21 protein-coding genes are annotated in these 18,597 nt (G+C 71.6%); 8 read left to right on the top strand and 13 right to left on the bottom strand.

What is annotated here, in order from left to right; translation table 11 throughout:
* The first annotated feature begins 10 nt into the window (after positions 1-10).
* A complete protein-coding gene (locus ACQPZ4_RS09805; RefSeq protein WP_433058095.1) occupies positions 11-811 on the top strand; it encodes a TrmH family RNA methyltransferase in 801 nt (266 codons plus the stop codon).
* On the opposite strand, the gene ACQPZ4_RS09800 is transcribed toward ACQPZ4_RS09805, so the two are convergent.
* The gene (locus ACQPZ4_RS09800; RefSeq protein WP_433066415.1) at positions 808-1,857 is read right to left on the bottom strand and encodes an SPFH domain-containing protein; all 1,050 of its coding nucleotides are present in this window, start codon (positions 1,855-1,857) and stop codon (positions 808-810) included. The two genes, ACQPZ4_RS09805 and ACQPZ4_RS09800, sit on opposite strands and share 4 nt — an antisense overlap.
* A 78-nt stretch (positions 1,858-1,935) precedes the next feature.
* Complete coding sequence (locus tag ACQPZ4_RS09795; protein WP_433058093.1) at positions 1,936-2,370, bottom strand: NfeD family protein; 435 nt, start codon at positions 2,368-2,370, stop codon at positions 1,936-1,938.
* A 111-nt stretch (positions 2,371-2,481) separates the two neighbouring features.
* Between ACQPZ4_RS09795 and ACQPZ4_RS09790 the strand changes: the two genes are divergently transcribed.
* Positions 2,482-3,804 (top strand): serine hydrolase domain-containing protein, encoded by a 1,323-nt coding sequence (locus ACQPZ4_RS09790; RefSeq protein ID WP_433058091.1) that lies wholly within the window; start codon positions 2,482-2,484, stop codon positions 3,802-3,804.
* A gap of 42 nt (positions 3,805-3,846) precedes the next feature.
* Here ACQPZ4_RS09790 and ACQPZ4_RS09785 read toward each other — a convergent pair whose 3' ends face one another.
* On the bottom strand, positions 3,847-4,653 hold the full coding sequence (locus ACQPZ4_RS09785; protein ID WP_433058089.1) for a DUF3097 domain-containing protein: 807 nt from the start codon (positions 4,651-4,653) through the stop codon (positions 3,847-3,849).
* 75 nt (positions 4,654-4,728) lie between these two features.
* On the opposite strand from ACQPZ4_RS09785, the gene ACQPZ4_RS09780 reads away from it, so the two are divergent.
* Positions 4,729-5,511 (top strand): hypothetical protein, encoded by a 783-nt coding sequence (locus tag ACQPZ4_RS09780; RefSeq protein ID WP_433058087.1) that lies wholly within the window; start codon positions 4,729-4,731, stop codon positions 5,509-5,511.
* A 23-nt stretch (positions 5,512-5,534) separates the two neighbouring features.
* Here ACQPZ4_RS09780 and ACQPZ4_RS09775 read toward each other — a convergent pair whose 3' ends face one another.
* The 7 genes from ACQPZ4_RS09775 to ACQPZ4_RS09745 all read right to left on the bottom strand — a co-directional run bounded on the left by ACQPZ4_RS09775 (position 5,535) and on the right by ACQPZ4_RS09745 (position 12,342).
* Positions 5,535-6,323 carry an HAD-IIA family hydrolase gene (locus ACQPZ4_RS09775; protein ID WP_433058086.1) on the bottom strand — a complete coding sequence of 263 codons (789 nt, stop codon included), beginning with the start codon at positions 6,321-6,323 and terminating at the stop codon, positions 5,535-5,537.
* A 23-nt stretch (positions 6,324-6,346) separates the two neighbouring features.
* Entirely contained in the window at positions 6,347-7,351 is a 1,005-nt protein-coding gene (locus ACQPZ4_RS09770) for a ferrochelatase (RefSeq protein WP_433058084.1), read from the bottom strand.
* A 62-nt stretch (positions 7,352-7,413) separates the two neighbouring features.
* The gene (fabI, locus tag ACQPZ4_RS09765) at positions 7,414-8,187 is read right to left on the bottom strand and encodes an enoyl-ACP reductase FabI (RefSeq protein WP_433058083.1); all 774 of its coding nucleotides are present in this window, start codon (positions 8,185-8,187) and stop codon (positions 7,414-7,416) included.
* A 32-nt stretch (positions 8,188-8,219) separates the two neighbouring features.
* Entirely contained in the window at positions 8,220-8,924 is a 705-nt protein-coding gene (gene fabG, locus ACQPZ4_RS09760) for a 3-oxoacyl-[acyl-carrier-protein] reductase (protein WP_433058081.1), read from the bottom strand.
* 453 nt (positions 8,925-9,377) lie between these two features.
* Positions 9,378-10,328, bottom strand: a complete 951-nt coding sequence (locus ACQPZ4_RS09755) for a VWA domain-containing protein (RefSeq protein WP_433058079.1) — start codon at positions 10,326-10,328, stop codon at positions 9,378-9,380.
* Positions 10,325-11,188, bottom strand: a complete 864-nt coding sequence (locus tag ACQPZ4_RS09750; RefSeq protein ID WP_433066412.1) for a DUF58 domain-containing protein — start codon at positions 11,186-11,188, stop codon at positions 10,325-10,327. The genes ACQPZ4_RS09755 and ACQPZ4_RS09750 overlap by 4 nt, the downstream gene beginning before the upstream one ends.
* A 56-nt stretch (positions 11,189-11,244) precedes the next feature.
* Complete coding sequence (locus ACQPZ4_RS09745; RefSeq protein ID WP_433058077.1) at positions 11,245-12,342, bottom strand: AAA family ATPase; 1,098 nt, start codon at positions 12,340-12,342, stop codon at positions 11,245-11,247.
* A 315-nt stretch (positions 12,343-12,657) separates the two neighbouring features.
* Here ACQPZ4_RS09745 and ACQPZ4_RS09740 point away from each other — a divergent pair, with 315 nt between their 5' ends.
* Genes ACQPZ4_RS09740 through ACQPZ4_RS09730 form a run of 3 tightly spaced genes read left to right on the top strand, consistent with a single transcriptional unit; the run spans position 12,658 to position 15,229 of the window.
* A complete protein-coding gene (locus ACQPZ4_RS09740; RefSeq protein ID WP_433058075.1) occupies positions 12,658-12,867 on the top strand; it encodes an acetone carboxylase in 210 nt (69 codons plus the stop codon).
* Complete coding sequence (locus tag ACQPZ4_RS09735; protein ID WP_433058073.1) at positions 12,864-13,367, top strand: PH domain-containing protein; 504 nt, start codon at positions 12,864-12,866, stop codon at positions 13,365-13,367. Before ACQPZ4_RS09740 ends, ACQPZ4_RS09735 begins: the two co-directional genes overlap by 4 nt.
* Positions 13,364-15,229 (top strand): PH domain-containing protein, encoded by a 1,866-nt coding sequence (locus ACQPZ4_RS09730; RefSeq protein WP_433058071.1) that lies wholly within the window; start codon positions 13,364-13,366, stop codon positions 15,227-15,229. The genes ACQPZ4_RS09735 and ACQPZ4_RS09730 overlap by 4 nt, the downstream gene beginning before the upstream one ends.
* A gap of 370 nt (positions 15,230-15,599) precedes the next feature.
* Here ACQPZ4_RS09730 and ACQPZ4_RS09725 read toward each other — a convergent pair whose 3' ends face one another.
* Together ACQPZ4_RS09725 and ACQPZ4_RS09720 are read right to left on the bottom strand one after the other, a co-directional pair.
* A complete protein-coding gene (locus tag ACQPZ4_RS09725; protein WP_433058069.1) occupies positions 15,600-16,355 on the bottom strand; it encodes an SIR2 family NAD-dependent protein deacylase in 756 nt (251 codons plus the stop codon).
* A gap of 37 nt (positions 16,356-16,392) precedes the next feature.
* A complete protein-coding gene (locus tag ACQPZ4_RS09720; protein ID WP_433058067.1) occupies positions 16,393-16,548 on the bottom strand; it encodes a hypothetical protein in 156 nt (51 codons plus the stop codon).
* A 108-nt stretch (positions 16,549-16,656) separates the two neighbouring features.
* Here ACQPZ4_RS09720 and ACQPZ4_RS09715 point away from each other — a divergent pair, with 108 nt between their 5' ends.
* Positions 16,657-17,076, top strand: a complete 420-nt coding sequence (locus ACQPZ4_RS09715; RefSeq protein ID WP_433058065.1) for a thioesterase family protein — start codon at positions 16,657-16,659, stop codon at positions 17,074-17,076.
* A gap of 150 nt (positions 17,077-17,226) precedes the next feature.
* The gene (locus tag ACQPZ4_RS09710; protein ID WP_433058063.1) at positions 17,227-18,021 is read left to right on the top strand and encodes an MBL fold metallo-hydrolase; all 795 of its coding nucleotides are present in this window, start codon (positions 17,227-17,229) and stop codon (positions 18,019-18,021) included.
* On the opposite strand, the gene ACQPZ4_RS09705 is transcribed toward ACQPZ4_RS09710, so the two are convergent.
* Positions 18,001-18,579, bottom strand: coding sequence for a TetR/AcrR family transcriptional regulator (locus ACQPZ4_RS09705; RefSeq protein WP_433058061.1), 579 nt, complete (start codon positions 18,577-18,579; stop codon positions 18,001-18,003). The genes ACQPZ4_RS09710 and ACQPZ4_RS09705 overlap by 21 nt on opposite strands.
* Positions 18,580-18,597: the final 18 nt, after the last annotated feature.

The raw sequence follows: 18,597 nt of genomic DNA, 5'->3' as shown, positions 1-18,597 counted from the left end.
TACAAGCAGAATGGGGCCCGTGGCCGTTTCGATCACCGACCCCGAAGACGAGCGTCTGGCCGACTACCGTGCGTTGACGGACGTCGCCCTCCGCACCCGGTTCGAGCCGCCGAACGGGCTCTTCATCGCCGAGGGCGAGCTCGTCATCCGCCGCGCGCTGAAGGCCGGCTATCGGCCGCGGTCGTTCCTGGTGGACGCCAAGCGCGCCGAGGATCTCGCGGATTTCTCCGATGTGTCGGTACTGTACGCCGCCACCCAGGACGTACTCGAGCGCACGACGGGCTTCCACGTGCACCGCGGGGTGCTCGCGAGCTTCCACCGCAAGCCGGACCGGAGCGCCGCCGAGGTGCTCGAGACGGCGAGGCGCGTGGCGATCCTGGAGGACGTCAACAACCACACCAACGTGGGCGCGATCTTCCGCGGGGCGGCGGCGCTGGGCATGGATGCCGTGCTGCTGTCGCCGTCGTGCGCGGATCCGCTGTACCGCCGCAGCGTCAGAGTCAGCATGGGCGAGGTCTTCGCGGTGCCGTACGCGCGGCTGGATCCCTGGCCGTCGGCGCTGCAGTCGGTGCGCGCAGCCGGGTTCACGCTGCTCGCCATGACGCCCGCGCCGGACGCGATCCCGATGCGCGACCTGCGGCCGGATCAGCGGGAGCGCTCGGCCCTGGTGCTCGGCGCCGAGGGGCCGGGGCTGACGCCGGCGGCCATGCAGGCCGCCGACGTCCGCGTGGTGATTCCGATGCACAACGGCGTCGACTCGCTCAATGTCGCCGCGGCCGCCGCCGTCGCCTTCTACGAACTCTGCCGTTAACCGTTCTCGCGGTGCTGGCCCGGGGTGTCGAACAGCCCCGACGCCGGTGCCTCCGGGGCGCCCGGCAGCTGCCGGGTCCCCTGGTCGCCGGAGACCTGGGCGGCGGCCGCGGCGGCCTCCGCGTTCGCGGCGGCGGCGGCCTCCTCGGCGGCGCGGCGGGCCTCGAGCACCTCCTCGGACTCCGCCTCCTCCAGGGAGCTCTGGTCGACGTGGCGGCTGCGCTCCTCGTTCGACATCGAACTGATGCCGCCCAAGGCGCCGCCGATGCCCTCCAGGGCCTTGGTCAGCTCCACCGGCAGGATCCACAGCTTGTTGGACTGGCCGGCGGCGATCTGCGGCAGCGACTGCAGGTACTGGTACGCCATGACCTTCGAGTCCGGGTTGGCCAGGTGGATCGAGTCGACCACCGTCCGGATGGCCTTGGCCTGGCCTTCGGCGGTCAGGATGCGGGACTGGCGCTCGCCTTCTGCTCGCAGTACGGCAGCCTGCTTCTCGCCTTCAGCGGTGAGGATCTGGGACTGCTTGAGGCCCTCGGCGTGCAGGATGGCCGCGCGGCGGTCCCGCTCGGCGCGCATCTGCTTCTCCATCGAGTCGCGGATGCTCGGCGGCGGCTCGATCGCTTTGATCTCCACGCGGGTGACCTTGATGCCCCAGCGGCCCGTGGTCTCGTCGAGCACGCCGGAGAGGTGCCGGTTGATCTCGTCGCGGCTGGTGAGCGCCTTCTCCAGGTCCAGCGAGCCGATCACGTTGCGCAGGGTGGTGACCGTCAGCTGCTCGATGGCCTGCAGGTAGGAGAAGATCTCGTAGGTCGCGCGGACCGAGTCGACGACCTTGAAGTACAGGACGGTGTCGATCGAGACGACCAGGTTGTCGGACGTGATGACGGGCTGCGGCGGGAAGTTGACGACCGCCTCCCGCTTGTCCACCTTGTTGCGCACCGAGTCGATGAACGGCACCAGGATGTTCAGGCCGGGGGTCAGGGTCCGGCTGTACTTGCCCAGCCGCTCGACCACGTACTCGACCTGTTGCGGCACCACCTTCACCATCTTGACGATGGTCACGATGGCGATGAGGGCGACGGCGATGACCAGCACCGCCAGGAAAACGCTTGGATCCACTGGGCCTCAGTCCTTCCACACCATTGCGGTCGCACCCTTGATCTCGATCACCCGGACCCGCTCGCCCTTGTCGAAGGTCTGGGTCGCGTCGTATGGACGGGCCCGCCAGAGCTCCCCGTCAATCTTGATCATGCCACTGTCGTTGTCCACGGGTTCCATGACGAGCGCCATCGAGCCCTCGATGGCCTCGACACCCATCTGCGTGTCGCGTTCGTCGCGGTGCATGTACCGGCGCAGGGTCGGCCGGACCGCCACGAACGCCAGCGCGCTGACCACGGCGAACACCGCGGCCTGGACCGGCTCGTTGGCCCCCAGGGCGGCGGCCCCCGCGGCGGCGAACGCCCCGATCGCGAACATCAGCAGCACGAACGTGGTCGTGAAGATTTCCGCCGCGACGAGAGCGGCGCCGACGATCAACCAGACGATCAGCCAGACATCCACACCTCGATCGTGTCACGCCGATGCACGTCCCGTCGCCCTCGGTAGCCGGACGTCGTGGGAACGTTGCAATCGGGCCGCCACCCTCTCGCGCGGTGGACAGTTGGGAGGGGCGTGACCGTGCCGCCCCTGCTGCCCGAGACCACCGCCCGCCTCGACGACCTGCTCGCCCGCGCACACGCCGCCGCCCGGGTCCCCGCCCTGGTCGCCGGCCTGGTCCGGGACGGCGCCCTGGCCCACGTGGCCGCGGCCGGGGACCACCGGCCCGGGGAACAGTTCCGGATCGGCTCGATCACCAAAACCATGACCGCCGCCTTGGTACTGGCCCTGCGCGACGAAGGCCGCCTGGCCCTCGACGACCTGCTGTACCGGCACCTTCCGGGGACCCCGGTGGGTGCGGTGACCCTCCGCCAGTTGCTGGGCCACGCGGGCGGCGTCCAGCGCGAGCCCGACGGCGACTGGTGGGAGCGCAACGGCGGCACCGACGTCGACACGTTCCTGGCCACGCTGACCGCCGACAAGGTCGCGTACCCCCCGCTGCACGGCTTCCACTACTCCAACCTCGCCTACGGCCTCCTGGGCGCCGTCGTGGCCCGCGTGGGTGGCGCGGCCTGGCGGGAGCAGGCGGAGAAGCGGCTCCTGCGCCCGCTGGGCCTGGACCGCACCACGTACGCCGCGCAGGAGCCCTTCGCCCGCGGGTACGTCGTGCACCCCTGGCTCGACCGCCTGCGCGAGGAGCCCCGCCTCGACGCGGGCGCGATGGCCCCGGCCGGCCAGCTGTGGTCGACGGTCGAGGACCTGTCCCGCTGGGCCGCCTTCCTGGCCGACCCCGACCCGGCCGTGCTCGCCCCGGCGACGGTCGAGGAGATGTGCGCCCCGGTCGTCCTCTCCGACCTGGACGGCTGGCGCGAGGGCCACGGCCTCGGCCTGCAGCTGTGGCGCCGCGCCGACCGCGTCTTCGCCGGCCACAGCGGCTCCATGCCCGGGTACGCCGCCGCGCTCGCCGTCCACCGCCCGTCCCGGACCGCCGTGGTGACCTTCGCGAACGCGTACACGATGCAGTACCCGGGCGGCCTGTCCGCCTTCGGCCTGGACCTGCTGGAGACGGTCCTGGACCGCGAACCGGCCCGCCCGGCCCCGTGGCGGCCCGGCACTCCCCCGCCGCCCGCCGTCGCCCCGCTGACGGGCCGCTGGTGGTGGATGGGCCGCGAGTACGAGGCCGGCTGGCTCGACGGCGCCCTGGTGATCACGCCCCTGACGACCGGCGAGGCCCCCTGGCGCTTCGAGCCGGACGGCCCGGCGCCCGACCGCTGGCGGGGCCGCTCGGGCGAGAACGACGGCGAGCTGCTCCAGGTCCGCCGCTCCCCGGCGGGCGAGGTGGTCGCCCTGGACATCGCGACCTTCGTCTTCACCCGCGACCCGTGGCCTGAGCTCTAGTACGCGAAATATCCGCCGCTGCGCAACGGACATTTCGGAGTTTCAGACGTCTTCGTCCGGTTCGGTGACGAAGTCGATCAGGCGTTCCATGGAGTTGATCAGAGGCGTCTCGACGTCGCGGAAGCTGGAGACCGAGGCCAGGACGCGGCGCCACATGTCGGCGGGTTCCCGGACGCCCAGGGCCGCGCACACGCCCTCCTTCCACGGCCGGCCGGGCGGGACGACGGGCCAGGCGCGGATGCCGAGCGCGGACGGCTTCACGGCCTGCCAGACGTCCACGTACGGGTGGCCGGTGACCAGCACGTACGGCGACTGCACGGAGGCGACGATGCGGCTCTCCTTCGAGCCCGGGACCAGGTGGTCGACCAGGACGCCGAGGCGCGCGACCGGGCCCGGTGAGAAGTCCCGGACGGCGGCGGCGAGCTCGTCGATGCCGTCCAGCGGCTCCACGACCACGCCCTCGATGCGCAGGTCGTCGCCCCAGATGCGCTCGACCAGGGCGGCGTCGTGGATGCCCTCGACCCAGATCCGGCTCCGGCGGGCGACGCGGGCGGTCTGGCCGGACACGGCGATGGAGCCGCTCGCGGTTCGCTGCTGCTGCTGGTGTACCCGCTGAGGGGCCGGACGCACCAGCGTGACCGCCTTGCCCTCGAGCAGGAACGCGGCCGGCTCGAGCGGGAAGTTGCGCTTGTTGCCGTGGCGGTCCTCGAGGACCACGGCGCCGAACTCGAATCCGACCACGGCTCCGCAGAAACCCGAGTCGGCGTCCTCCACGACCAGGTCGAGCTCGGCCTCGACGACGGGGACCGCGCGGCGGCGCCGCCAGTCGTTGTTCGCCAGGACGTCCATGGCCGGGAAGCGTATCGGCTGACGGCCTGTTCGCCTGCGAGACATACCGGCACGTCAGCACGTACCCTTGCTCCCATGTCCCCCGCAGCACGCGCGGCGACCCTCCAGGCGCGCCGCTCGGCGCGTTTCGTGGCATGGGTCCGGGCGTGGCGCGCCGGCCTGGTGCCGTGCGACGACGCCGCCGCCGAGATCTCCGGCGACGAGGAGCACATGGTCTCCGACGTCCCCGGCACCTGGACCGACGTGTCGCTCGCCGACGCCCTGGCACAGCTGGCGAAGCTGCACCCGGACGAGGTACGGCTCGTGCTCCCCGCCCCCGGCGACCCCCGCGGCCTGCCGGGCCCCGGGCCGTTCACCGGCGCGGCGCTGCTGGCCGGGGAGGGCGTGGTCGCGGGCGAGCTGGGCTTCGTGCCGGAGGTGCGGCTGCACACGTCGGGTTCGGGCGACGAGTTCGAGACGGTGCGCTGGCAGGTGTTCGCCCTGCCGGAGGAGCGGCCCCGCAACCACGAGCCGAGCACCGCCGAGGCGGAGGCGGAACTGTCGGCCGAGCTGGCCACGGCCACGCGCACCCTCGCGAAGCTCGACATCGCGCAGTGGCGCCCCGAGCTGGCGGGCGCGATCGAGGCCATCCGCAAGCCCGACGGCGCGACCGACCTGCCGCCCGGCTACGACCCCCGGGCCCGCCGCCTGTACGCGCGGGCCAGCATCCTCGACCGGGTGCTCGCCCTCGCCGAGCACGCGGCGCCGGGCGGGGCGGTCAACGGCTACGAGGTACAACAGCGGGACGCCGCGCTTCGGCCCTTGACCACGGCCTGCCGCCGGGCCCTCGTGGCCGCCTGCAACGCCCCGCTGCTCTAGCCGTTCTCCCTGGCTGTTCCCGGTCAGACCTCGTCGATCAGCTGGGCGACCGACGGGATGATCCGCGACGGGCGGTACGGGTAGCGCTCCACGTCCGCCGCCGTGCTGATGCCGCTGAGCACGAGGATCGTCTCCAGGCCGGCCTCCAGCCCGCACAGGACGTCCGTGTCCATGCGGTCGCCTATCATCGCCGTGGTCTCGGAGTGCGCGTCGATGCTGTTGAGCGCCGAGCGCATCATCATCGGGTTGGGCTTGCCGATGAAGTACGGCTCGATGCCCGTCGCCTTCGAGATCAGCGCCGCGACCGCACCGCAGGCCGGCAGCGCGCCCTCGTTGGACGGCCCGGTGGCGTCGGGGTTGGTGCAGATGAACCGGGCCCCGTCGTTGACGAGCCGGATCGCCTGCGTGATGGCCTCGAACGAGTACGTCCGGGTCTCCCCCAGCACCACGTAGTCGGGCTCGGTGTCGGTGAGGATGTACCCGACCTCGTGCATGGCCGTGGTCAGCCCCGCCTCGCCGATGACGTAGGCGGTGCCGCCGGGCCGCTGCGTGTTCAGGAACTCGGCGGTGGCCAGCGCGGAGGTCCAGATGGCCGACTCCGGCACGTCGAAGCCGATCCGGCGCAGCCGGGCCTGCAGGTCGCGCGCGGTGTAGATCGAGTTGTTGGTCAGGATCAGGAACGGCTTGCCCGATGAGCGCAGCCGGTTGACGAACTCCGGTGCGCCCGGCACGGGGACGCCCTCGTGCACGAGGACCCCGTCCATGTCGGTGAGCCAGGACTCGATGGGCTTGCGTTCTCTCACGCGCACCATGCTCCCTCGTAAACGTTTCGGGCCTATGCGCGTTTTGGTGACGCGCAGCAGTCAGCCGGACAGAAATCCCAGGTCGGAACGGTGCCAAGCGCGTGACGCACATTACTGTGAGCAAGGACGCGCTCGTCCACCAGCTCCCGCACCATGTCCGCGAACCGCGGGTCGGCGCCGGGCGTGCCCGCTCGCGCGTACGCCAGGCCGAGCCGCTCCGCCGTCGCCTTCGCCTCCTCGTCGAGGTCCCAGATCACCTCTAGATGATCCGAGATGAAGCCGATCGGGCTCACCACCACCTCGCGCACCCCGTCCTTGGCCAGCCGCTCCAGGTGGTCGTTGATGTCCGGCTCCAGCCACGGCACCTGCGGCGGCCCGGAGCGGCTCTGCCAGACCAGGTCCCACGCCAGTCCGGGAGCGGCCGCGGCGGCCACGAGCGCGGCGGTCTCGCGCAGCTGGGCCACATAGCGCCCCTGCCCGCCCGGGCCGCTGGCCGCGTTCATCGCGGTCGGGATCGAGTGCGCGGTGAACGCGATATTCGCCGGTGTACTGCCCGGCAGGCTCGCCAGCGCGGCCCGCACGGCGTCGGCGTGCGGCGCGATGTACCCGGGATGGTCGTGGTAATGCCTGATCTTGTCGATGACGGGCGCGCCGGGCACCTGTGCGCGGGCCCGGTCGATGTCGTCGAGGTACTGCCGGCACGACGAGTAGGAGCCGAACGGGCTGGTCACGAAGGCGAGCACGTGCTGTACACCGTCATCGCGCATTTGCTCGACAGTGTCGGCCAGCATCGGGTGCCAGTTGCGGTTCCCCCAGTAGATCGGCAGGTCGAGGCGGGGCCTGAGGGCCTCGATCAGCTCGCGGCACTGCGCGTTGATCGGGGAGACGCCGCCGAAGTGGCGGTAGTGGCCGGCGACGGCCTCCAGGCGCTCGCGCGGGATGCCCCGCCCGCGGGTCACGTTCTCCAGGAACGGCAGGACGTCGTCCTGCCCCTCCGGACCGCCGAACGAGAGCAGGAGGAACGCGTCATAAGCCACGCTGTTCATTCTGCCCCCGCCCGGATCGGGGCCCCGAGCGGAGGCCCCGGGTCAGCCGGTCGTCAGGACGTGCCACCGATGGCGTGGTACCCGCCGTCGACGTGCACGATCTCGCCCGTCGTGGCCGGGAACCAGTCGGACATGAGCGCGCAGCACGCCTTGCCGGCCGCGGCCTGGTCGTAGAGGTCCCAGCCGAGCGGCGCCTGCTTCGACCACGAGTCCTCGAAGACCGCGAAGCCCGGGATCGACTTGGCCGCCATCGTGCGCAGCGGGCCCGCCGCGACCAGGTTCACCCGGATGCCGCGCGGGCCGAGCTCGCGGGCCAGGTAGCGCGAGGTCGACTCGAGGCCGGCCTTGGCCACGCCCATCCAGTCGTACACCGGGTAGGCGCGCGAGGCGTCGAAGTCCAGGCCCACGACGGAGCCGCCGGGGCCCATGAGCGGCAGGCAGGCGACCGCGAGCGACTTGAACGAGAACGTCGAGACGTGCACCGCGGTGGCGACGTCCTCCCACGGCGCGGTCAGGAAGTCGCCGCCCAGGCAGCTGGCCGGGGCGAAGGCGATCGAGTGCAGGACCCCGTCGAGGCCGTCCACGTGCTCGCGCACCTTGTCGGCGAGGCCGTCGAGGTGCTCCTGGTTGGTCACGTCGAGCTCGATGACCGGCGCCTCCTCCGGCAGCCGCTTGGCGATGCGCTCGACCAGCGACAGCCGGCCGAAGCCGGTGAGCACGACCTTGGCGCCCTGCTCCTGGGCGAGCCGCGCGGCGGCGAAGGCGATCGACTGGTCGGTGATGATCCCGGTGATCAGCAGCCGTTTGCCCTCGAGAAGTCCTGCCATGGTTTCCGGAGTCTCCCTCAGAAAGAAGTGGTTCAGTGGCCCATGCCGAGGCCGCCGTCGACGGGGATGACGGCGCCGGTGATGTAGGCCGCGGCGTCGCTGGCGAGGAACGTCACCACGTCGGCGACCTCCTCCGGCTTGGCCATGCGACCCAGCGGGATGTTCTTCTTGTACTCCGCCTGCGTCGCCTCGGGCAGCACCGCCGTCATGTCCGTCTCGATGAAGCCGGGCGCCACCACGTTGGCGGTGATGTTGCGGCTGCCGAGCTCACGGGTGATCGAGCGGGCCATGCCGACCAGGCCGGCCTTGCTGGCGGCGTAGTTGACCTGACCGGGGCTGCCGTACAGGCCGACGACCGAGGAGATGAAGACGATCCGGCCCCAGCGGGCGCGCAGCATCTTGCTCGCGGCGCGCTTGGCGCAGCGGAACGAGCCGGTCAGGTTGGTGTCGATGACCCCGGTGAACTGCTCCTCGCTCATGCGCAGCAGCAGCGTGTCCTGGGTGACGCCGGCGTTGGCGATCAGCACCTCGACCGGGCCGAGCGCGTTCTCGACCTCGGTGAAGGCGGCGTCCACGGCGGCGCTGTCGGTGATGTCACACTGCACGCCGAAGAGACCCTCCGGAGCGCCGGAACCGCGGTGCGTCACCGCGACGCGGTCCCCCTGCTTGGCGAACGCCTGCGCGATCGCCAGTCCAATGCCCCGGTTCCCGCCGGTGACCAGCACGGTCCTCGCCACGGTGCCGCCTTTCTGGAAGAGCTGCGAATGCTGTACGGAGACTAGGCGTTACCAGATGGTAGGGCCCACTCGGCCGGGCGGCGGATGCCGGGCGTCGCGCGTAGGCGTACGATGTACTCGTTCACGATCGTCCGGCCGCGCTGACGGCTGGGCTCGTTTCGCTGCCCGTCCGGCACGGCAGCTGCTCCCAGGAGGTGATCGCTGTGCGAAGTAGCGATCCCTCCAGTCGTGGCCGGTAGAGCAACCGCATCCCCGCCACGGCTTCCGTGTGTCTGTTCTCTCGTTCTCTGTTGAGACAACACCCGTTGGAGCTTGTCGTGAGCCGTTTTGTCGCGCCCGTGGGCTTTTTCCTGGCCGCCGTCTGGGTCGCCGCGCTGTTCTACATGGTCGGCGCGCACTGATGGTGATGACGGCCGGCACCCGGTCAGACCGGGCACCGGCCAACTCTCCGCTCTAGGGCAGTCGCGAGCCCCAGAGCAGGCTCAGCGCGCCCGCGCACAGCGCCATCAGGAAGCCGAAGCCGAGGTACCACTGGGTGATCTCCTTCGGCTTCGTGCGGTAGCCGATGGAGCTGCCCATGTCGGAGTAGACCCGCTTCAGCTCGTCCTTGCTGGCGGCCTCGTAGAAGTACCCCTTGGTGACCTCGGCCACCTTCTGCAGCGACGGGCGGTCGACCGGCACCCGCTGCGGGGTGTTGCCGATGCGCACGACGCCCTCGTCGGTGCCGAAGGCGATCGTCGAGACCGGCACGTTGGCCGCCGAGGCCGCCGCCGACGCGTCCTCCAGGGACCGCCCGGCGGTGCGGAACCCGTCGGAGAGCAGCACGATCCGGGCGGGAGGCGGCCCGTTGGCGCCGTCGGCCGGCACCGTGCGGATCGCGTCGAGGCTGGTGAAGACCGCCTCACCGGTCGCCGTGGACTCCTGCAGGGTCAGGCCCGCGATGGCCTGCATCACCGCGCTGCGCTCCTTGGTCGGCGAGACCAGCACGCTGGCGGTCTTGGCGAAGGAGACCAGCCCGACGTTGAAGCTGGCCGGCAGCTGCTTGACGAAGTCCTGGGCGGCCGACTTCGCCGCCTCGATCCGGGTCGGCGCGACGTCCGTGGCCTGCATCGACAGCGACACGTCGATCGCCAGCATGATGGTGGCCCGTTCCAGCGGTTCCTTGGTGTCGTACGACGGGCGCGTCATCCCGAACGCCAGGATCACCAGGCTGAGCAGGAACGCCGCCGCGCTGATGTGCCGGCGCACGCCGATCCCCTTGGGGACGAGGCTGCTGAGCAGGTCCACGTTGGTGAAGCGCACGGCGAACGCGCGCCGGTGCAGCTGCCGCCAGACGTACACGCCGATCACCGCGGCAACGGGGATCAGGGCGAGCAGCCACCATGGCGAGAGCAGTCGGATCATCGGGTCGTACCTCGAGTTCGAGCGTGTCGCTGGGCCGCGACGAACCGGACGATGTCCAGGAGCCAGTCGGAGTCGGTGCGCAGCCGCAGATGGGCCGCGTTCGCGCCGCGCAGGGCCGAGGCTATCTCGGCGCGCTGGGCGGCGGCCGCGTGTGCGTAGCGGTGCCGCAGTTTCGGGTCCGCCGTCTGTACCTCGTGCATGCGCCCGGTCTCGGGGTCCACGAGCGCGATCACGCCGACGTTGGGCAGCTCCAGCTCCCGCGGGTCGACGACCTCGACGGCGAGCAGGTCGTGGCGGACGCCGAGCTTGCGCAGCGGGCGGGCCCACTGCTGCGGCGGGGTCATGAAGTCCGAGATCACCACGGCCATGCCGCGCCGGCGCGGGGGCCGGTTCAGCATGTCGATGAGCGCGCCGAGGTCCGCGCGGCCGGGCCGTCCCCTGGTGAGCGCGATGGTGCGCAGCAGGCCCTGCGCGTCCTTGCGGCCGGGGCGGGCGGGGAGGCGGGTGAGAGCTTCGGCGGTACCGACGACGGCTCCTATGCGGTTTCCACCCCTGACCGTCAGGTGCGCAACGGCGGCCGCGGCGGCGATCGCGAGATCGCGCTTGAGGTAGTTGGCGGTGCCGAAGTCCAGGCTGGCGCTCAGGTCGACGGCGAGCCAGGTCTCCAGTTCCCGGTCGGCCACGGTCTGGCGCACGTGCGGCAGCGTGGTCCGCGCGGTGACCGGCCAGTCCATGCGCCGCACGTCGTCGCCCGGGCGGTATTCGCGCGACTCGCCCGCCTCCGTGCCCGGCCCCGGCAGCAGGCCCAGGTAGTCGCCCTGGAGCAGGCCGTCGAGCTTGCGCGTGACGAGCAGTTGCATGCGGTTGAGGACGACCTCCGCGCGGGCGTCGTCCAGTCCGGTACCGCTTTCGATCTTCACCGACCCGGCCAGGTGGTGATCGTGGTCGTCGGCGGCTGGCCCGGCTGCGGACCGCCGGGCTGGACGGCCTGGCCGTTCGGGGCCGTGGTGGCCTGCTGGCGGGGCGCGACGGTGGGCGGCGGCACGGCCGCGAGCACGCGGCGCACGACGTCGTCGGCCGGGATGTCGTCGGCCAGCGCGTCGTAGGAGAGCACCAGCCGGTGGCGCAGGATGTCGGGGGCGATGTCCTGCACGTCCTGCGGCAGCGCGTAGTCCCGGCCGCGCAGCAGGGCGAGGGCGCGGCAGGCCCGCACGATGCCGAGCGAGGCACGGGGGCTCGCACCGTACTGGATGAGGTGCGCCATGTCGCCCAGCCCGTGCTCGGCCGGGTTGCGGGTGGCGACCACCAGCCGCACCGCGTAGTCCACGAGCGCGTTGTGCACGAAGACGTCGTCCGCCTTGTCCTGCAGCGCCATGAGCTCCTCGGTGGTGAGCACCGCCTGCGGCTCCGGCGTCTTCACGCTGACCCGGTAGACGATCTCGCGCTCCTCGGCGTCGGTGGGGTACCCCACCTGGATCTTCATGAGGAACCGGTCGCGCTGGGCCTCGGGCAGCGGGTAGACGCCCTCCTGCTCGATCGGGTTCTGAGTGGCCATGACCAGGAACGGGCGGGGCACGTCGTAGGTCTCGCCGCCGACGGACACCTGCTGCTCGGCCATGACCTCCAGCAGCGCCGACTGCACCTTGGCGGGCGCGCGGTTGATCTCGTCGGCCAGCAGGAAGTTCACGAACACCGGCCCGAGCTCGACGTCGAACTTCTCGCTGGACTGCCGGTAGATCCGGGTGCCCACGATGTCGGCCGGCACCAGGTCGGGCGTGAACTGGATGCGGGAGAACGTGCCGCCCACGACCCGGGCCAGCGTCTCCACGGCGAGGGTCTTGGCGACGCCCGGCACGCCCTCGAGCAGCACGTGCCCGCGGCTGAGCAGCGAGACGAACATCCGCTCGATCATCCGATCCTGGCCGACGATCACCCGCTTGACCTCGAACAGGGCGCGTTCGAGCACCGTGGCGTCCTGAGCGGGGGTCGAGACAGGGTTGCTCGGCTGGGTCACCGGTCCTCCACGCGCGTTTCGTCTATTTCCGATCAACCTAACGCCGGAACAAACCTAACGTCGGCCAACCTAGCGTCGCACGGCGCGGCGACCGATCGCGACCGACGCCGCTGAGAGCCTACTGAGAGTTCGCTTCGAAGGCGCTTTGCCCGATATATCGCAAATGCGGCCATCGATTCTGGGGATTTTCGTCACCGGGCGGCCGGCACGACTGGACATCACCCGTACCGGGACGGGTACGATTCACCCGTCGCCGGGCGGCTTCCCCCGTGGCCGCCCGGCGCTCACCCTCTTCGCCTGCGCCACAATTCCGGTGTGGACTCGCTCATCTGCTCCGCGAAGGGCTGCCGTTCCCAGGCTGTCTGGCAGCTGTTGTGGAACAATCCGAAGCTGCACACTCCCGATCGGCGCAAGATCTGGCTGGCCTGCGACGACCACCGGGTCTCGCTGTCGGAGTTCTTGAGCGTTCGCGGGTTTCTTCGGGACACGGCGCCGATCGACGCTGCGGATAGGCTTGAGCGGTGAACGCACCGGTCGCGCCCGACCCGCTGCGCCCCTGGCCGGACACGGTCGAGTGGCGGCCGATCTCGCCGCGGTACTACCTGGTCCGCCTGGTCGTCCTGACCGTCTGGGTGCTCATCCTCGCCCTGGCCTGCGTCGTGACCGGCCTGGTGTGGTCGGCCTGGTTCCTCGCCGCCGCCGTGCTCGTCCTGGCCCTCGGCGCCCTCCGCGCGTTCTTCCTGCGCCGCTCCATCCGCGCCTGGGGCTACGCCGAGCGCGCCGAGGATCTGCTGGTCAGGCACGGGCTGCTGGTGCGGCGGCTGTCCATCGTGCCGTACGCCCGGATGCAGTTCGTCGACGTGACCGCCGGCCCGCTCGAGCGCGCCGTGGGCCTGGCCACGGTCACCCTGCACACCGCGGCCGCGGCGAGCGACGCCACGGTGCCCGGCCTGGAGGCCGCCGAGGCGACCCGCCTGCGCGACCGCTTGGCCGCCCTGGGCGAGATCCGCGAAGAGGGCCTGTGACCGCAGTCGGGGGCGTGCCGCGCCGGCGTCTGCACCCACTGACGCCGCTGGTCCGCGGGGCGAAACTGGTCGCCATCGCCGCCGTGGCCGTCTCCTGGCGCGGCCTGTCCGACCTGGGGCTGCTCCACTGGCTGATCGCCATGGTCGTGATCCTGGTCGGCGCGGTGCTCGTCTCGGCCGTGGTCTGGGCCGTCACGGGGTACGAGGTAGTCGGCCGCGAGCTGCGCGTGCACGAGGGCCTGCTCTCCCGCCGGGTGCGGACCATCCCGCTGGAGCGCGTCCAGGCCATCGACGTCGTCCGCCCCGCCCTGGCCCGAGTCTTCGGACTGGCCGAGCTCCGCCTGGAGGTGATCGGCGGCGGGAAGACCGAGGCCCCGCTGGCGTACCTCACGCTGGCCGGCGCCACCGAACTGCGCGCCTCCCTGCTGGGCCTGGCCACCGGTGCCGCCCCCGCCGCCCCGTCCGACGAGCGGCCGCTGTTCGCGGTGGACAACAACCGCCTGCTGCTCGCCCAGCTCCTCACGCCCCAGGCCCTGGCCGTCCCGATCGGGGCCGCCTTCGTCATCTGGCCGGCCCTGTCCCACCCGGACTGGACCCTCATCGGCGCGGCCAGCACCATCACGGCCTTCCTGGGCGTCTTCCAGGTCCCCGTACGCCGGGTCCTCGACGAATGGGACTTCCGCATCACCGACGACACCGCGGCGCTGCGCGTTCGGCAGGGCCTGCTGAACAAGCGCAGCCAGTCCGTCCCTCCACGCCGCGTCCAGGCCGTGAAGCTGACCTGGCCCTTGCTGTGGCGCGGCGGCGGCTGGGCCCGCGCCCGCATGGACGTGGCGGGCTACGGCGGCGACGGCGAGGAACAGCTGCGGGCGGGCACCCTGGTCCCGGTCGCCGCTTCACCTCGCGCGGTGGCGGTCGCTTCGGCGGTACTGGGCGCAGCCGTCATCGGCACCGTGGACGTCACCACGCTGTCGATGTCCGGCCCGCCCCGCCGGGCGCGCTGGCTCGCCCCATTGGCGTGGTCCCGCATCGGCGTAGCGGTGACCGACGACTTCGTAGCGGTCCGCGAGGGGGTGCTGACCCGCGAACTGGTGGCGGTGCCGCTGGCCCGGGTCCAGAGCGTCCGGGTGGTCCAGGGCCCTTGGCAGCGCATGCTCTCCTTGGCCACGGTGACGGTCGACACGGCGGGCGGCTTGACGGCGACAGCCCGCTTCCGCGCCGCGGACGAGGCCTACCGCCTGGCCGACGAGCTGGCGACGCGTTCCCGCACGGCCCGGAGAACCTTCTCCACGCGGGTGGCGGCAACCCGCCCCCGGCCGCAGGCGCCTGTCGCCACTCCCGCCACGGACGCTGGCGCCGCCCCGCACCCCGTTCAGGCCTTCCCCGCCGACGCCGACTTCCGCTCAGACCCCGACTTCCGCCCGGCCACCGACTCCCGCCCGGCCACTGACTCCCGCTCGACCACTGACGTCGGCGCGGCCACGGACTCCCACTCGGGCACTGGCTTCCGCTCGGACACTGAGTCCAGCTCGACCACTCCCCCTCAGTCAGATCTCGACTTCGGCCCTCGCCCGGGCTCGCACACCGACACCAACGTCCACCGCGGGCCCGACACCGACGCTCGCACCGACGGCGGCCTCCACCATGGGCCCGACTCGCACACCGCCCGCGACCTCCACCACGGCACCGACTCCCGCTCGACCACTCCCTCTCAGCCAGATCCCGACTTCGGCCCCAGCCCGGCCTCGCACACCGACACCAACGCCCGCCGCGGGCCCGACACCGACGCTCGCACCGACGGCGATCTCCACCACCACGGGCCCGACTCGCACTCAGTCGGCGACCTCCACCCCGGACACTGAATCCCGCACCGACGGCGACCTCCACCGTCGGCCCGGCTCGCACCCCGCCCGCGGCCCCCACCCCGACACTGGGCTCCCCGGACCGACGGCGACCCCCACCGTGAGCCCGACTGACAACCTGCCGGCGACCTCCGCCGCGACAGCGACTCCCACGCTCACGGCAACCTCCACCGCGGGCCCAGCTCGCGCCCTGCCGGCGATCTCCACCCCGGCTGAGGTCAGGTAAGCCCGGCGGCTGCGGTCTCCTGTTCCTCCGTCGGGCGGGTTGTCGGGTGCGCGCGGCGGTCACGGTCTCCTGTCTGCCGTCGGGCGGGTTGTCAGGCGCGCGCGGCGGCGGTCACGGTCTCCTGTTCTGCTCCCGGGCGAACGGTCAGGTGCGCGCGGCGGTTGCGGACTCCACCAACGCGGGCAGCACCTCCCCGATCGGTTCGCGGATGAGTTCGTCGGCGAGGTGGTCGTAGGGGGTTTCGGCGTCGTTCAGGATCACGATCCGGGCGCCCTGCTTGGAGGCGACCGAGACCAGGCCCGCGGCCGGGTGGACGGTCAGCGAGGTACCGATGGCGAGGAAGGTCCGGCAGTACATCGAGGCCTCGGCCGCGGCCGTCAGGGTGGTCATGTTCATCTGCTGGCCGAAGGAGATCGTGGCCGACTTGAGCATGCCGCCGCAGCCGAGGCAGGTGGGGTCGGGCTCGCCGGACCGTACGCGGGCCAGAGTGTCGTCCATCGGGCCGCGCGCCCCGCACTGCAGGCACTCGGTCTCGTGGATGGTGCCGTGCAGCTCGATGACTCGCGCCGGATCGAGGCCGGCCCGCTGGTGGAGGCCGTCGATGTTCTGGGTGATCACGGCGTCGAGCAGGCCCGCGCGGTCCAGGTCGGCGAGGGCGCGATGGGCCGCGTTCGGCACGGCGCCCCAGGCCGGGTGGGTGAGTCGCTCCTGCCACGCGCGCCGGCGCACCTCGGGGTCGGCGACGTAGTGCTCGATCGACGACAGCTTCATCGCCTCCGGGTCCCGCGTCCAGACGCCGTTGGGGCCGCGGAAGTCCGGGATTCCGGAGTCGGTCGAGATCCCCGCCCCCGTCAGCGCGACGACCTTCCCGAGTCCGATCCACTCACCAGCAACGTTCATGCCGCCACGCTAGGCCCCCGCCGGTGTCATCCCGGTGTCAATTCCCGCGACCTGGGCAGTGGAAAAAACGCACGAGGAAGAAGCGCACGAGGAAGAAGCGCACGAGGAAGAAGCGCACGAGGAAGAAGCGCACGGGGACGAGACGCACGAGGACGAGACGCACGAGGACGAGACGCACGAGGACGAGACGCACGGGGACGAGGCGCAGGGTGGACGAAACGCAAGTGGACGAAACGCACAGTGGCCGTGGTCGCACAGCATGGCGGCCCGGCCAATCATCGCGGTCGCTAGTCTTGGGGGTATGCAGCCGAGCGAGCGCCCCACGGTCGATGCCAGTTCCTGGGTCGGCGCGGTCACCCGCGTCCAGCTCACGGTCACCGACGCCGACACGGCGCAGGCGCTGGGGTCCGGGGACGTACCGGTGCTGGGCACGCCCCGGGTGCTGGCGCTCGCCGAGGCGGCCACCGTCGGCGCCACCGCCAGCCGGCTTCCGCCCGGGTTCACGACCGTCGGCATCCGCGTCGACCTGGAGCATCGCGCCGCCACGCCGATCGGGGGGCGGGTGGTGGCCGAGGCGCGCCTGGCCAAGGCGGACGGGCGGCGGCTGATGTTCGAGATCGTGGTACGCGACGGAGAGAAGGTCGTGGCCGAGGGCCGGGTCGAGCGGATCGTCGTCGAACGGGCGCGCTTCCTGGCGAAGGCCATGGAGGACCGGACCTAGAAACTGGCGAAGGCCATGCAAGACCGGACCTGAAGACTGGCGAAGGCCGTGCAAGACCGGACCTGAAGACTGGCGAAGGCCGTGCAAGACCGGACCTGAAGACTGGCGAAGGCCATGGAGGACCGGCGCCAAGACAAAGGCGGAAGAGCCATGACAGTGCTGCGCGAGATTGCCACCGGCGTGCACGTGTTGCGCCATCCGGTGCTCGAGGTGAACGCGACGCTCGTCGTCGGGGGTGAGGCCGCGCTCGTTGTGGACACGTTGTCGAGCGCGCGGCAGGCCGAGGACCTTCTCGCCGCGGTCCGGCGCGTGACGGCACTGCCGCTCGTGGTCGTCAACACGCACCACCATTTCGACCACGTCTTCGGGAACGCCATTTTCGCGGGTGTACCGATCTGGGCCCACGAAGAGGCCGCCGCGCTCATCGGGCCGGCGTTGCGCGAACGCGCAGTGCTCGCTTTTCCCGAGCTCGCCGATGAACTGGCGTGCACCACTCCGACACCGGCAACGGCACTCGTGCGCAGTGCGCAAGAGATAGAGCTCGGCGATCGTACGGTACAACTGCGGCATTTCGGACGAGGGCACTCCATCGGGGATCTCGTGGCCGTGGTGCCCGACGCCGACCTGCTCATCGCGGGTGACCTGGTCGAACAGAGCGGGCCCCCGCAGTTCGACGACGCCTATCCGCTGGACTGGCCGGACACCGTGGCCGGACTGCTCGCGCTGCTCACCGCGGACAGTCAGGTCGTGCCGGGGCACGGCGCGGTGACCGATCGGCGGTTCGTTCGTGCGCAACACGAGCAGCTCGCCGACCTCGCCTGGCTGATCCGGGAGGGGGACGCCGACGGGGCGCCCGCCGAGCGGGTCGCGGCCAAATCGGCGTTTCCGCAGGAGATCGCGCTGCCGGCGGTACGACGGGGGTATCTACACCTCAACCAGCCGTGAGGCGACGAAGCGCAGGGCGACGGCCAGGTCGCGGCCGCTCATGGCGCGATCGGGCACGGTCAGATGTTGCACCACGACGCCCGTGAGCAGGGCGTGGTAGAAACCGCCGATCACTTGCGCGCGTTCCGGCTCGGCCTCGGGGTCGATGCCGTGGAACAGCGCGGCGAGCCCGGCCTGGGCCTGGGCCTGCGGTTCCGACCAGGCGGGTGACGGGGCCGGCTGCCGCCCCAGCTGCGTGACGACCTCGAACTGCGTTGTCCACAACGGACGGTTCGCGGTGACCGAGGCGATCACACTCGCCCACACCGCCTCGAACCGCTCGGCCGCGCCGTCCACCCCGGCCGCGTCCCGCAGCGCGCGCTCCATCTCGTCGGCCCACTGTTCGATGGCCCGCTGCAGCGCCTCGTTGAGCAGCGCCTCCGTGGTCCTGAAGTGGTAGTTGATCGCGGCCAGGCTCACGCCGGCCGCGGAGGCGATGTCGCGCGCGGTGGTGGCCGCGTACCCCTTCTCGAGCAGGCATCGCAGCGCGCCGTCGAGCAGCTTCTCCCGGTTACCCATGCCTGAAGCATACGTCTA

It is taken from the genome of Dactylosporangium sp. CS-033363 (genome assembly GCF_050942475.1).
Lineage (GTDB): Bacteria > Actinomycetota > Actinomycetes > Mycobacteriales > Micromonosporaceae > Dactylosporangium.
The sequence above is the reverse complement of the archived record's forward strand: the minus strand, read 5'-3'. Positions and strand labels throughout refer to the sequence as shown.